The sequence below is a fragment of the Nocardia arizonensis genome, from assembly GCF_001310275.1.
Classification (GTDB): Bacteria; Actinomycetota; Actinomycetes; order Mycobacteriales; family Mycobacteriaceae; genus Nocardia; species Nocardia arizonensis.
On the sequence record NZ_LGYZ01000067.1, the window covers coordinates 217018 to 231138 of the forward strand.

Genomic DNA, 14121 nt, shown 5'->3' on the forward strand with positions numbered 1-14121 from the left:
GGCAACCTCACGTACCCCGGGGGTACACCTTCGGTTTGCCTGATATGCGCTCATTGGGGCATGGTTGCGGAAGTTCGCTGAGAAATCTGGTCGGCACATCCGGTTCGAACCGCGAGTCGGGTGCTAACGGCGGGAGTCACGGGTGTTCGCACAGACATCGCCTTCGACGGTCGCGCGGCAATCCGACGCGACCCGTCGCGACGACCTCGACGGCCTGCGCGGCATAGCGATCGCACTGGTCGTGGGGTTCCACATCTGGATGGGCCGGGTCTCCGGCGGCGTCGATGTCTTCCTCACGCTGTCAGGATTCTTCTTCACCGCCATGCTGCTGCGGCGGGTGGAGGCGACCGGCGGGGTGCCGATCGGCCGGACCCTGCGCCGCACGACGCGCCGATTGCTGCCCGCCCTGTTCGTGGTGCTGGCCGCGGTGATGGTCGGCACGGTGGTGACCCGTCCCTATACCCAGTGGGGCGACATCTCCGCGCAGACCCTCGCCTCGGCGCTGTGCTACCAGAACTGGTATCTGGCGAACGCCGAACTCACCTACGCCGCCGCCGACCCGTCGGTGAGTCCGATGCAACACCTGTGGTCGATGGCCATCCAAGGTCAGTTCTACCTGGCCATGCTCGCGCTGGTCGCGGTGTGGGCGTTCGTGAGTCGCGGACTGGCGCCGACCGTGCGCCGGGCGAGTCTGCTGGTGGTCATCGCGGTGCTGGGCGGACTGTCGTTCTGGTACGCCGCCGCCGGATCGGACCGCTATCAGGCGTGGAACTACTACGACAGCGGGGCGCGCGCCTGGGAGTTGGCGGTGGGCGCGGCGGTGGCGGTGCTCATCGCCCGGATTCGGCTGCCCGGGCTCGTGCGCACCGCGCTCGCGATATTCGGGCTGGGCGCGGTGCTCTCGTGCGGGCTGCTGATCGACGGGGCCAACCGCTTTCCCGGCCCGGCCGCGCTGTTCCCGGTCTCGGCCGCCGTGGCGCTCATCCTCGCGGGCACGGGGTCGGGGCGGGCACCGTGGCCGAATCGAATACTGGCCGGACGGGTGTGTACCGAACTGGGCGGTCTGGCCTATGCGCTGTACCTGTGGCACTGGCCGCTGCTCATCTTCTATCTGGCCGAGAACGGCGCGGTCGCCCCCGGAATCAGCGGCGGTGTCCTGATCGTCGGCACGGCGCTGGCGCTCGCCGTACTCACCCGGCGACTGGTGGAATCACCCCTGCGACTGCGCGGCGAACACAGCCCCGCCGGGTCGCCGCGGTACCGACGCGCGGTCGGACTCGTCGTGGTCGCGACCGCCGCGGCCGTATTCGTCGGCGCGGCGGGCTGGCAGATGTTGTTGCGGGCCAATCCCGCCCATCCGCCGCAGGCATTGGACACCACCAGCTATCCCGGTGCCGCGACCCTGCTCGACGACGGGATCGAACAGCGTCAGGCGGCCATGCGGCCGACGGTGTTCGAAGCGGCGGCCGACGCCCCCGCTCCCACCTACGACGGCTGCATCACGCCCGATCGCGAGGTCAGGGTGTGTACCTACGGTGACGCACAGGCCGAGCGGGCCATAGCGGTGGTCGGCGGATCGCATTCGGAGCACTGGCTGCCCGCCTTCGAACCGCTCGCCCTCGAACATCACTTCCGCATCGTCACCTATCTGAAGGAAGGCTGTCCGCTGACGCTGTCGGATCAGCCCTCCTACGCCGAGTACCCGTTCCCGGAATGCCGGGAATGGACCGAGGAAGTATTGGGCCGGCTCGCCGAGACCCGCCCCGACTGGGTGTTCACCACGGCCACCCGCAACCGCATGCACGCCGACGGCGACGAGGTGCCGCCGGAATACCTCGACGTGTGGTCGGCGCTGTCGGACCGCGGCCTTCGAGTGCTCGCCATCCGAGACACCCCGCGCCTGCGCCGTGGCGGCGTGCTCTACCGAGCGGCGGACTGTCTGGCCCACCGCGGTACGGCCTTCAGTTGCGGTGTCGAACGCGGCACCGCGCTCGACCCGCGCAATCCGGCCGAGGATCTCGCCTCGGCCTACCCCAATGTCTTTCCCTTCGACATGTCCGACGCCATCTGCCGACCGGACCGCTGCCGCGTGGTCGAGGGCAATATCCTCATCTACCGCGACGAACACCACCTCACCGCCAGCTACGCCCGGTCGCTCGCGTCCGAACTCGGCACGCGAGTCGGCGCGCTGACCCAGTGGTGGTGAACGCGATTCGACGACTTCGTTCGCGCGACGAATGCACCGGCCCGCGGTGGGTAATGTCGATCGAGTGATTGTGCGATTGCGCCGGAACTTTCGCCGGGTGGGTCATGTGGACAAAGCGATCAGCGGTGCGGTGGCGGGCATTCCGGTCACCGCGGTCGACGCGGGCATGCTGCGGCTGACCCACACCGCCGACTACGGACTGCTGTGGGGCGTCGTCGCCGCGGCGCTGGCCACCCGCCCTGGCGCGACGCGGCGGGCCGCGCTGCGCGGGATGGTGTCGGTCGGCGGGGCCAGTTTCGTGGTCAACGTGATACTGAAGTCGCTGGTCGCGCGGCGGCGTCCGGCCGCGGAACTGCTCCCGGTGCAACGGAGGCTGGTCAATGTGCCGACCTCGTCCTCCTTCCCGTCCGGGCACAGCGCCGCGGCGGCGGCCTTCGCCACGGCGGTGGCCCTGGAAAGTCCTCGCACGGGGCTGGTGGTGGCGCCGCTGGCGGCGACCGTCGCCTACTCACGGGTGCACACCGGGGTGCACTGGGCCACCGATGTCGCGGTGGGCGCGGCGGTCGGCAGCGGGGTCGCCCTGGCGACGAGCCGATGGTGGCCGGTGCGCGAATCCGACGAGGCCGAGGCGCATATCGTGCGGGACGTGGCGGTCCTGGCCGAGGGAAAGGGGCTGGTGCTGCTGGTGAATCCGGTGTCGGGCTCCCCCGGCTACGATCCGACCGACGACGTCGCGGCCGCGCTGCCCGCCGCGACCGTATTGCGCACCGAACCCGGTCGCGACTGCGTCGAACAGTTGACCGAGGCGCTGGCCAAGCGCACCGATCCCCCGCTGGCGGTGGGCGCGGCGGGCGGCGACGGCACCATCGCGGCCGCGGCCACCGTCGCGCTGCGCCACGGCCTGCCGCTGGCGGTCATTCCCACCGGCACCCTCAATCATTTCGCCCGCGACCTCGGGGTATACGACCTGCTCGAGATCGTGGACGCCACCGGCGCGGGCGAGGCCGTCGGCGTCGACATCGCCGGACTCGAACTCGGCACCCCCGACGGAGACCGCGTCCACCACTGGATCAACACCGCCAGTCTCGGCGCGTATCCGGATCTCGTTCGGCTGCGGGAGAAGTGGCAGGACCGCTGGGGCAAGTGGCCCGCGTTCGTCGCGGCGCTGGTGGTCACCCTGCGTCGCTCCGAACCGATCCGGGTGCGTCTGAATCAGGAATGGCACGACGTGTGGTTCGTGTTCGTCGGCAACGGCGTCTACCACCCGCGCGGCGCGATTCCGGCATTCCGGGCCCGCATCGACGACGGCCTGCTCGACGTGCGCTGGTTGCGCGCGGACCTGAAGTTCTCCCGGATCAGGGCGGTGGCGGCGCTGCTGCTGGCGGCCATCGGGCGCAGCAAGGTCTACAGCGAGAAGCAGGTGCGCGAACTGATCGTGCACCTGGACGATCCGCAGGCCGTGGCCGCCGACGGCGAGGTGCTCGGCGAGGCGACCCGGTTGCGGTTCACGGTGGCCGGACAGGTCACCGCCTACCGCCGCGACGAGGACAATCCGCGCTGGGCCGATCGCGCGCGCCCGCATCACCGCCGACCGCTGAGCCGGCTGTGGGCGGCGCGGACCGGCGGCTCGCGCGCCTGATTTGTCGGAATTCTCGTCGCCCACCGCCCTACACTGGGTCGTGTGCTTGTTCGACGGTTGATCGCCCCATCCCTTTTCGCCCTGCTCGCCCCGTTCGGGTTGGGCGCGTGCACCGTCGAGGGGCCGGGCAGCAGAACCGACTGCCACGTCGACGGATGCACGATCGTCTTCGACCGCGGGGTCGACGCGCGGGCCAGCGTGCTCGGCGTCGACGCCAAACTGGTCGCGGTGAACGGTAATACGGTCACCATCGAGGTCGCGGGACAGCAGGTGCTCGTTCCGGTCGGCGAGAGCAGACCCGCCGACGGAATGGACGTGTCCGTGCGGGAGGTCACCGATCAGCAGGTCGTGGTGCGGATATCCACCGGGATCGTCACCACCAACTGATCAGCCGGGCGACCCGAGAAGCCCGGTTCGCACCCTGTGACTCAGTCCTGCACCGCGAGCGCCTGCCGCATGGTCATCCGCCCGCTGGTCTGCATGAGCGACCGGCGGTAGACCTTCTCCGCGACCAGCACGACACCGTACGCGGCCAGGGCCGTGAGCGGCAGCGAAACCAGCGGCTCCCACCACCGCGCCGTGCCGTCGGCCAGACGGCCCGGCATGGCCACGATCGAGACCACGGGCACATACGAGGCCGCCACGCGCCAGCTACCCGAGAGGAATATCCCCGCGAGCAGCACCAGGATGATGACGATCGACAGCGGTGTCGCGGTGGACTGGAGATCCTCGCTGCGCGTCGCCAGCGACCCCGCCACCGCCCACAGACTCGCCAACGCCAGGAATCCCACGACGAAGAAGACGATGAACCATCCGGCCGCGCCGCCGATGCGGGCGACCTGATCGCCGCGCCCGGTGGCAGCCAAACCGATCAGCCCCGCGCCGACGAACAGCGCGAGCTGCGCCAGCGCCATCACGGCATTGCCCGCGATCTTGCCGATCAGCAACTGCCGCAGGGGAATCGCACTGGCGAGTATCTCGACGATGCGGTTCTGCTTCTCCTCGACCACGCTCTGCGCGATGGACATGCCGAACAGGAACGAGGCCATATAGAACAGGAAGGCGAAGACGAAGGCCACCGCGGTCGCGAGGCCGGGATCGACGGCGCCCGGTTCCAGCAGGTCGTAGACGATTCCGCCGCCGCGGCCCAACTGTTGCATCGACACCCCCGCGGCGGCGGCGTTGCGCTCCACCGCGATCTGGCGGGCGGCCGCACCGAGATAGGCTGCGGCATCGTCGTTCTCGGAATCCTTGCCGACCAGCCGCCACCCCGACTCGACGGGCACGAGTCCGACGTCGGCCCGTCCATCGCGCACCTGCTGCTCTGCCGCTGCGGCGTCTGCGACCGGACGCGCGGTGAAGGTGATCTTCTCGTCGTCGGCCGCGCCGAGCCGTCCGGCGGCGGCGACCACCTGTTCGGCGTCGGACCCGACCGCGGCGACCTCGATGGTCTGCGTGCGACCCGAGACGAATCCGCCGATCACCAACGACGCCATGATCGCGATCACCGTGACGAGGGTCGAGATCAGGAAATTGCGGTCGCGCAGTTTCACCGCGATCTCACGCAGGGCGACGATCCGCCACACGCCGTGCGGTGCGGGCTCGGGCGCGCTCACGCGGTGACCTCCCGGTAGATGTCGGCCACCGATGGACGCACTTCGGCCAACTCGCGCACCGAACCACGCGACAGGGCGGCGCGAAGTAGATCGTCGGTGCTCACCGAGTGGAGTTCCAGCAGCGCCGTGGCGCCGTCGATATCGAGGACCCGCACGCCGGATTCGGCGGTGAGCCAGCTCGCGTCCGCGTCGAGGACCAGCCGGTATCTGGTGCTGCCGCCCGACCGTAACCGCGCCACCGACCCCGCGCCCACCACCCGGCCCGCCGCCAGGATCACCAGGTCGTCGCACAGTCGCTCGACCAGGTCGAGCTGATGGGAGGAGAACAGCACCGGCACACCCTGTGCGGCGTAGTCGCGCAGCAGCGCGGTCATGGCGTCGACCGCACCCGGATCCAATCCGGAGAAGGGCTCGTCCAGGACGAGCAGGGTCGGCCGGGCGATCACCGCGGCGGCGATCTGCACCCGCTGCTGATTGCCGAGCGACAGCGATTCGAGTTTGTCCTTGCCGCGATCGGCCAAATCGAAGCGGTCAAGCAGTTCGTCGGCGCGCTGCCGGGCGTCGGCGGCGGTGAGTCCGCGCAACCGCGCCAGATATACCAGTTGTTCGCGCACCGGCTGTTTCGGATACAGTCCGCGCTCCTCGGGCATGTAGCCGAAACAGCGCCTATCCGCCGCGGTGACCGGGCCGCCGCGCCAGCGGATCTCGCCGCCGTGCACGGCGAGCACGCCCATGATCATGCGCATCGTCGTGGTCTTGCCCGCTCCGTTGCCGCCGACGAATCCGGTCAGCGTGCCGGGCGCCACGGTGAACGACACCGCGTCCACCGCCACGTGTTTCCCGAACCGTCGCGTGAGATCCGCGACCTCCAGCATCGGTCCCCCTCTCGTCGTCGCACCCACCCTACCGACGGGCGATGCGATTCGAGGTGGGCGCTCACCCTGTGTCAGGTAGAAAGTGAGGTAAAGTAAAGGTAATGTGCGGTTAAGCGTTAGGCTGTGGGGGTGGACGTAGAGGTGACACCGCTGCCGGGTATCGGTGTCCGCAAGGACTTTTCGGTACAGAACGACCGTCGCCGAATCGGTGTGGTCGATCACCGCGACGGAACGATGGACCTGATCTTCACCAAGGACACCGATCCCGACACAACCGTACAGATCCCCCTCTCCGGGACCGAGGCCAGAGTGCTGGCCAACCTGCTCGGCGCACCGCAACTGGTGGCGCAACTGCGCGAGGAACACCGCGACATCGAAGGCGTGCACACCCGCACCCTGCCGATCCTGCCCGGCGCGCCCTACGACGGCCGCACCCTCGGCGATACCGAAATGCGCACCAGGACGAGCGTATCCATAGTCGCGGTGATGCGGGCGGGCCAGGTGCACGGTTCTCCCGCACCCGAGTTCCTGTTCACCGCGGGGGATCTGCTGGTGGCCGTCGGCACCGCGCCGGGCCTGGCATCCGCCGCCGAGCTACTCACCGACGGCTGAACGCATGGAGCTGGACGAAACCGCCCTGGCTTTGATCCAATTGGGCGCGGTCTTCTTCGGCCTCGGTGTCCTCGGCCGTGTCGCGGCCAAGATCGGCCTCTCACCGATTCCGCTCTACCTCCTCGGCGGACTCGTCTTCGGCGAGGGCGGCTTGGTCGAACTGCACGCCGTCGACGAATTCATCCACCTGGCCAGCGAAATCGGCGTCGTGCTGCTCCTGCTGCTGCTCGGCTTGGAGTACACCGCCGCGGAACTCGTCACCGGCATGCGAAGATCCTGGCCCGCCGGGCTGCTCGACATGGCGTTGAACGCCACGCCCGGCGTCATCGTCGCACTCATGCTCGGACTCGGACTCACCGGCGCCATCGCACTCGCGGGCGTCACCTACATCTCCTCCTCCGGCATCGTCGCCAAGGTCCTCAACGACCTCGGCAGACTCGGCAACCGGGAGACACCTGTCATCCTGTCCATCCTCGTCTTCGAGGATCTGGCGATGGCGGCCTATCTGCCCACGCTCACCGCGGTACTCGCGGGCGTCGGATTCATCGCCGGACTCACCACACTCACCATCGCCATGGTCGCGGTCACCGTCGTCCTCGTGGTCGCGCTGCGCTACGGCAGATACGTCTCCGCCGTGGTCGCGAGCGACGACCGGGAGATATTCCTGCTCAAACTGCTCGGCGCGGCTCTGCTCGTGGCCGGACTCGCCTCCGCGGTACAGGTGTCCGCGGCCGTCGGCGCGTTCCTGCTCGGCATCGCGATCTCCGATTCCACCGCGCACAACGCGACCAAGATCTTGGAACCGCTGCGCGACCTGTTCGCCGCCATGTTCTTCGTCCTGTTCGGGTTGAGCACCGATCCGGCCGGTATTCCGCCGGTTCTCGCGTGGGCGGTGCTGCTCGCGGTGGTGACCACGATCACCAAGATCGCGACCGGCTGGTGGGCGGCCAAACGCACCGGAGCGAGTCCGCTCGGACGGGCCCGAGCCGGCACCGCGCTCGTCGCGCGCGGCGAATTCTCCATCGTCATCGCCGGTCTTGCCGTCACCGCGGGCGCGCTGCCGTCCGAATTCGCCGCACTCGCCACCACCTACGTGCTGCTCATGGCGATCCTCGGTCCCATCGCGGCCCGCGTGGTCGAACCCATCACTCGCGCGCTGCTGGAGCGTCCGGCCAAACCCCGGCCGGAGCCGGTTCCCGAGTGAGCGGCGCGCGTCCGGCCGCCCGATCGGACACGGTTCGTCTCGACCGGTTCGCGGTGAATTGCGTTGACCCGCACCGCGACTGCACCGACCCTGGTCGGCGCACGACAGGGAATAGCCCTCAGCCCGCCGCGATCGAGGTGATCAGGGTGCGATTGCCGATGGTCGCGGTGGTGACCAACTGGGTGAAGGTCGTGGCCTGTTCGCCGGGAACCTGCTGGGTCAGGCGCACCCGCCAGCTCGGCGGGCTACCCTCGCCGCTCTCCGCGCGGGTGATCTCCACGCAGTACAACGTGCCCAACGGCACCTGGTTGATGCCGCGCTGGATCTGTTCGGCGGCGGGCACCGCGGAGTTCTCCGCGACCACCGCACGCGCCGCGAAACCCGAACGCTGCACGTAATAGGCCCGTTCGAACGCCAGAATGGCCGAAGGGCCGTCGGTGGTACCGCCCGGATCGGTGCCCGAGACGATATCCGGGGTGCGCCGCTGCTCACATCCCGGCGTGGCGATGACCGCGGGCTCCCCCTGTGACGGCGAGGACTTGGCCGTCGCGCCCTGCGCGGGCGCCGGAGTCGCGGTCGCCGCGGCGGCCGGACGTTTCCGCTCGTCGGAACCGCCGAGCGCGATCATCACCACCGCGACCACCGCGACCACGATGCCGACCCCGATCAGCACCCCCATCATGCGGTTCCCGCCGCCGCTCTGCTCCGTCGCACCCGCGGGCCGCGGACGCCGCAGCGCCAACCCGGGATTCCCACCGGTCCGGTCCACGATGCCCGGAACCCGCACCGGCTCATCGGAACCCGGCTCCTGCTCCTCCACCCGCCGCGGCAGTGGGCGAGGCCGATCCGTCACCCGCTCAGGCACGAGCTTTTCCATTCGGGGGGCCTGTTCCAACCACTGCTCCCAATGCCCCGAGCGCTCGGTTGGCTCGTCCACATCCGGCAAGGACGGTTCGGCGAACGGGAACAGACCGGCAGGTGGAGTCGCGGGGGCGGCTTCCCGCGTGTCCGGGAAGTCTGTGTCCCGGCCGTCGTCACCGGACGCCGCGTCGGTGCGATTCCGCGCGCCGTCGGCCGGCACCCACTCATCCTCGAATGAACTCGACCCGCCGTGGAACGAATCCGGCTCAGCCTCGGACGCATCGCGCTGGTCATCGAACGAATCCATCTCGCCTTCGGCCGCAATCCACACACCGTCGACTGAATTCTGCTCGACACCGGGCGAATTCGGCTCCCCGTCCCGCTCACTCACCGCGTGAACCCGATCGCTCGGATCCCACTCACCATCGGTCCGGCTCCCCTCCCCCTCGTCGGCGCCCGGGTCATCACCGGTGGGACCAGCGGCCACCTCGGCCGAATCGCGCTCCGGTCCAGCCGGACTCGACTCGCCGCCGAACGAATCCGGCTCGTCATCGGCCGGATCGGGCTCATCCTCGGATGAATCCCACTCCCGCTCGGATACTGCCCGATCCAGGTCGAACGAGTTCTGCTCGCCGTCGAGAGAACTCCGCTCCCGATCCGATGTGCTCCACTCGTCGGCGCGATCGTGATCGCCGTCATCGGGGTCCGGCTCGTCGTCCGCTACCGGGGCTCCGCCTGTGGGCGCCCATGCGCCGACCTTCTCGTCCGGGATTTCCTCGCCGTTTCCCCATGGCCCCAAACCACCCGCGTGGAGTGCGGTCCTGTCGGCCTCGAACGCGCTACTGGATTCGGCCAGCGGAGCCCACGTTCCCGACTCGTCTCCTGGCAGAACGTCCCACCCGCGGTCGTCGGAGTCCGGCAGGCCGTCGTCGGCCCGCAGCACCGAATCGTCCTGATCGCCCGGGACATCGCACTGGCCCTCGGGCAATCTCGTCGCGGATCGCGTATCCGAAGGATCGCTCGCTTCGGTGACCGACACGTCCCGCTCCCCCGCGTCGGCATCGGCCCCTACCCGGTCGGGCGTCGCGTCATCCGCGAGACGATCCGCCGACCCGACGGCGGCGTCGCCCGGCGCCGTCGAGGTCTGGGATGCGCATTTGTCTACCGAAGTCGATTCTCCTGTGGCACCGCCACTCTCGATGCCGGGTCGCGTCTCGTTCGACGGCGGGGGCGAGATGTCCGTCACCGCGGGAGCCTCACGCTCCTCCTCGAACAGCGTGAAGCCGATATCGGGGGATTCCTCGACTTCGATATCGGTCCGCTCCGCTGCTATCGCGGTGTCGGCTTCGCCGGCATTTGGATCGGGGGACACCGGATCCTCCGCGCGGCCGGCGACTCGCGCGCCGTAAGCGGTTCCCGAGGGATCGGCGAAAGGCTCGTCCCGCTCCGTCGAATCGGACGCCACCGTAGCTGAGGTCTCGAACCCATTTCCGGCAGTGGCCTTTTCACCTTCACCGTCGACTGCCGAATCGCGCGAATCCCGGAACTGTTCGGTACGCGGCGGAACAATCGCCGCGGGCTCCGGCCTTCGCACCCGCGCGGGCGGGGCCGGAGCCGCGGTGACCGGCGGTTGCGGAGTATTCGTCGACTCGACGGGTGCGCGCGGCTGGGTTCGACGTGGGGCGCCGCGCCGGCGTTTGGGTTTGCGCGCGGGCTGGCGGAGCATGGGCAACCCCATGTCGAAAGGATTGTTCGGCTTGGGGGTTTCCGAATCAGACGAAGTCATCGCCGAAATCGCCGATGACCGCGGCGGGCACGGTCATGGGATCGGGGTCGAGCGTGGCCGGGACCGTCACGCCGAGCTGACCTTCACGCGACTTGTGCTCCTGATCGCCCGAGCCGATCTGCGGCGGCATCGCGACCCCGCCCGTCGGGCCGTGCTGCTGGGCGGGCTCGGGCGCGACGGCGCGCGGGGCCGCCGCCGCACCGGAACCACCGGAACCGCCCGTGCCGCCTGACCCGTTCGGCGACGCGCCCGCGAAGGGGACCTGCGGCATGGGGGCGGGTTTGGGATCGATCGTGGGCGAATCGCTCTGCGCCGAGGACGGCGGATTGCCGTTGCGGTTGCCGTTCGGGGCGGCGGTCTGCCCCGTGCCGCCGCCGAAATCGAATTGCCCGGCACCGGGTTTGGCTCCGCTGCCGCTGGTGTTTCCGTCCCCGGTGGTGCTGCCGGGGTGGATGAGTTCCGGTATCGCCTTGTCGATCACCTTGTCCACCGACGCCGCGACGGTGTCCATGGCGTGCGTGCCGACCTCGACGAACTTGTCGATGAGGTGGGTGCCGATGTCGACGCCCGCGCTGATGGCGGCGGTGCCGACCTGCACGCCCGCGGAGATGAGCTGCTGCTGCAACTGGAACTGCGCCGCGACGACCGGATCGAGTTGCTGCGCGGTGGTGCCCGCGCCGGGCACGGTGGCGCCGGGGACGTACTGGGTACCGTTGCCGGGGCTCGGATAGTCCGTGCCCGCGGCGGCCTGGGTCGTGCCGATGCCGGCGGGCGAGGACACGGTGAGCGGCCCCATGGCATCCAGGCGACGGGTGTGGTCGTTCATCTCCGACCGCGTGGACTCGACCGTCGAGATGGCGTCGCGCAGGGCCTGCGCGCCGCGTTCGATGACGGCGTCGGTGTCGGGGGACGCGGTGGCCACGCCGAGGATGCGACGAGCGTCTCGGCGGAAGTCGGCGATGATCTGGTCGACCTTCTGCGCACCGCGCGAGGTGGTGGTCTGCGCGTCGGAGAGGACTTCGAGGTAGGCGGGGCCACGGTCGGAGATCTCGCCGAGTTCGGTCTGTGTCGTGCGCAGCGACGGCACCGCGAGATCGGCGGCGTTGGAGGTCCACGACGACTCCAGGGCGTGCAGCCCGCGCCGGTGCGGTTCCTCGGTGTCGGCCGCCCGCGTCGAGGCGGCCGACAACGCGTCGGTGATGGCGCTGTCGGGGGCGCCCGCTCCGGTGCCGAGCGAGGCGCGCAACGTCAGGATCGGCTCGACGAGCGCGGCGACGATCGGCGGGTCGACATTCGGGTCGAGGGTCTTTGCGGAGGCGGCGTCCTCGGTATTCCCGCGCCTGCGAAGCCTTTTCATACCAATTCCTCCCCTGTCCGGCTCAGATCGCCCGCGGTGTCGGCGTCCACGGCCTGCGCCCGGGTGCTGTAGTCGCGCAGCACCTCGCCGTAGGCGGCGACGAGCTGACCGGCCGTCGAGAGCGCCTGCGAGTGTTCGGCGACGGCGGCGGTGAAGCGCGCGGCGAATTCGGCGCCGACCAATCCGAGGTCGGCCGCCAACCGGTCGGCGCGCACCGCGTCGGCGGCGACGGCGGCCGCCGAGGCCAGCTGCCGCGACACGGTGTCCGCGGTCGCGGTGTAGGCGGTCATCGCCGCCGGGTCGAGCTTCAGCGCGTCCACTTGTTCCCCCTCATGGAAACCAATAGTTCGATGTCGCGGCATGATTCGACACAGCGAGCGTACCCGGGCGTGCCCCTTCCGCGCTTCCGATCCCTCGACTCCGCCGATGTTTTCCCAGCTCGACCGGCGCCGATTCGGGCGCGTCGGTGGTGTCGGAGTTGTGGGAGGCGTCGGAAATCCTCGGACTCAGTCGAGCACCGAGGACACCCGCGCGAGCGCGGCGAGGTACTGCGCGCAGGTCGGACCGTGTCCGGCATGCTGGGACAGCACGAACGGGGCGCGCGCGAAATCCATGACGCGCGGCTGACGGTCACAATCCTGATGTTCGATCGCCCACTCGTCGTAGGCATTCGACTGGCTCACGGCGACACCTCCCCTTCACGTACTCACCCGAGTGCCCGCCATCGAGACCGATCCGCCTCGAGTGCCGGATTCGTCCGAGTCTGCCCGTGAGCGCGCGCTCGCGACAGACCGAAAAGGTATGGAATACGCGAAAAACGGGAAATTCGACCGCCGGTTCCGCACTGGAACTCGGCCGTCGGCTCGCCCCCGACACCCGTGACGAAGCCGGATTCAGTGCGCTGACGTGGCCGTTCGGCGATCGAGTGCGAAGTGGTCGGCGAGTGCGGTGAGTATGTCGGAGCAGCCCGCGTCGACTGTCGCGGTGACCAATTCGTCGGCCTTGGTGCGACCCCGGTTGACGATGACGACCGGCCTGCCCCGTTTGGCGCAGTGCCGAACGAAACGCAGACCCGACATGACGGTGAGCGAGGAGCCCGCGACCAGCAACACCTCGGCGGCGTCCACCATCGCGAAGGCCGCCTCGACCCGTTCGCGCGGCACGTTCTCGCCGAAGTAGACGATGTCGGGTTTGAGCATGCCGCCGCAGTTTTCGCAGTCCACCACGCGGAAATCGGCGGTGTCGTGGACGATCGCGTCGGCGTCGGGCGCGACCTCGACGCCGGTGACCGCGATCCGCGCGCCGAATCCCGGATTGGCCGCCTCGAGCCGGTCGGCCAGCGACATCCGGGAGATGAGCGCCGGACAACCAAGACAGCGCACCCTCGCGTAGCTGCCGTGCAGATCGAGCACCCGGCGGTGCCCGGCCTTGGTGTGCAGCAGATCGACGTTCTGGGTGATGAGCCCGGTGACCACGCCCGCGCGTTCCAGCCGGGCCAGCGCGCGATGTCCCGGATTGGGCCGCGCGGCGTCCATATGCCGCCAACCCACGTGGTTGCGCGCCCAGTAGCGCTGCCGGAAGACCGGATCCCCGACGAATTGCCGATAGGTCATCGGGGTGCGCGGCGGGGTGGCGGGACCGCGGTAGTCGGGTATGCCACTGTCGGTGGACACGCCCGCACCGGTCAGCACCGCGACCCGGCGACCCTCGACCAGCGCGACGATTCGCGCGATGTCGGGTTCCGCGGACTGCGCCATGTCCCCAGCCTACGGCGGCCGTCCCCCCGGACCGCCGCGGCGAGCGCCCCGCAACCCGTGGCCGGTGGTGGACATCACATCTACCTCGCACACTGCACAGCCGACATCCGCCTCGAGAGTCCGCGATCGCACACTTTGCACAGCGTGATCCGCATCGGTTGCACATATCGCGCTCCAGGTCCACGATGGCGAAAAATAATGCTCAACT

The 14121-nt window shown here is 69.5% G+C and carries 12 protein-coding genes; 5 read left to right on the forward strand and 7 right to left on the reverse strand.

Features of this window, described 5'->3' with window-relative positions:
- Window positions 1-142: 142 nt before the first annotated feature.
- From APZ21_RS13380 to APZ21_RS13390, 3 genes are all read left to right on the forward strand, one after another.
- Window positions 143-2206 carry an acyltransferase family protein gene (locus APZ21_RS13380; RefSeq protein ID WP_054813582.1) on the forward strand — a complete coding sequence of 688 codons (2064 nt, stop codon included), beginning with the start codon at window positions 143-145 and terminating at the stop codon, window positions 2204-2206.
- 106 nt (window positions 2207-2312) lie between these two features.
- Window positions 2313-3845, forward strand: coding sequence for a bifunctional phosphatase PAP2/diacylglycerol kinase family protein (locus APZ21_RS13385; RefSeq protein ID WP_082393072.1), 1533 nt, complete (start codon window positions 2313-2315; stop codon window positions 3843-3845).
- 42 nt (window positions 3846-3887) lie between these two features.
- Window positions 3888-4232, forward strand: coding sequence for a hypothetical protein (locus APZ21_RS13390; RefSeq protein ID WP_054813583.1), 345 nt, complete (start codon window positions 3888-3890; stop codon window positions 4230-4232).
- A 41-nt stretch (window positions 4233-4273) separates the two neighbouring features.
- Here APZ21_RS13390 and APZ21_RS13395 read toward each other — a convergent pair whose 3' ends face one another.
- Together APZ21_RS13395 and APZ21_RS13400 are read right to left on the reverse strand one after the other, a co-directional pair.
- A complete protein-coding gene (locus APZ21_RS13395) occupies window positions 4274-5461 on the reverse strand; it encodes an ABC transporter permease (protein ID WP_054813584.1) in 1188 nt (395 codons plus the stop codon).
- Window positions 5458-6336: an ABC transporter ATP-binding protein gene (locus APZ21_RS13400; RefSeq protein ID WP_054813585.1), complete on the reverse strand. Its 879-nt coding sequence runs from the start codon at window positions 6334-6336 to the stop codon at window positions 5458-5460. Before APZ21_RS13400 ends, APZ21_RS13395 begins: the two co-directional genes overlap by 4 nt.
- Before the next feature lie 129 nt (window positions 6337-6465).
- Between APZ21_RS13400 and APZ21_RS13405 the strand changes: the two genes are divergently transcribed.
- Both APZ21_RS13405 and APZ21_RS13410 read left to right on the forward strand, forming a co-directional pair.
- Window positions 6466-6948 (forward strand): cation:proton antiporter regulatory subunit, encoded by a 483-nt coding sequence (locus tag APZ21_RS13405; protein ID WP_054813586.1) that lies wholly within the window; start codon window positions 6466-6468, stop codon window positions 6946-6948.
- A 10-nt stretch (window positions 6949-6958) separates the two neighbouring features.
- Window positions 6959-8152, forward strand: coding sequence for a cation:proton antiporter (locus APZ21_RS13410; protein ID WP_204249096.1), 1194 nt, complete (start codon window positions 6959-6961; stop codon window positions 8150-8152).
- A gap of 118 nt (window positions 8153-8270) precedes the next feature.
- Here the strand turns inward: APZ21_RS13410 and APZ21_RS13415 are convergent, their stop codons facing one another.
- The 5 genes from APZ21_RS13415 to APZ21_RS13430 form a co-directional block, all read right to left on the reverse strand.
- Window positions 8271-10385, reverse strand: coding sequence for a DUF8176 domain-containing protein (locus APZ21_RS13415; RefSeq protein WP_156371049.1), 2115 nt, complete (start codon window positions 10383-10385; stop codon window positions 8271-8273).
- Between the two features lie 400 nt (window positions 10386-10785).
- Complete coding sequence (locus APZ21_RS13420) at window positions 10786-12156, reverse strand: hypothetical protein (protein WP_054813589.1); 1371 nt, start codon at window positions 12154-12156, stop codon at window positions 10786-10788.
- Complete coding sequence (locus tag APZ21_RS13425) at window positions 12153-12476, reverse strand: hypothetical protein (RefSeq protein ID WP_054813590.1); 324 nt, start codon at window positions 12474-12476, stop codon at window positions 12153-12155. Before APZ21_RS13425 ends, APZ21_RS13420 begins: the two co-directional genes overlap by 4 nt.
- Window positions 12477-12662: 186 nt before the next feature.
- Window positions 12663-12839: a hypothetical protein gene (locus tag APZ21_RS33990; RefSeq protein ID WP_156371050.1), complete on the reverse strand. Its 177-nt coding sequence runs from the start codon at window positions 12837-12839 to the stop codon at window positions 12663-12665.
- 210 nt (window positions 12840-13049) lie between these two features.
- Window positions 13050-13913: an NAD-dependent protein deacetylase gene (locus tag APZ21_RS13430; RefSeq protein WP_054813591.1), complete on the reverse strand. Its 864-nt coding sequence runs from the start codon at window positions 13911-13913 to the stop codon at window positions 13050-13052.
- Window positions 13914-14121: the final 208 nt, after the last annotated feature.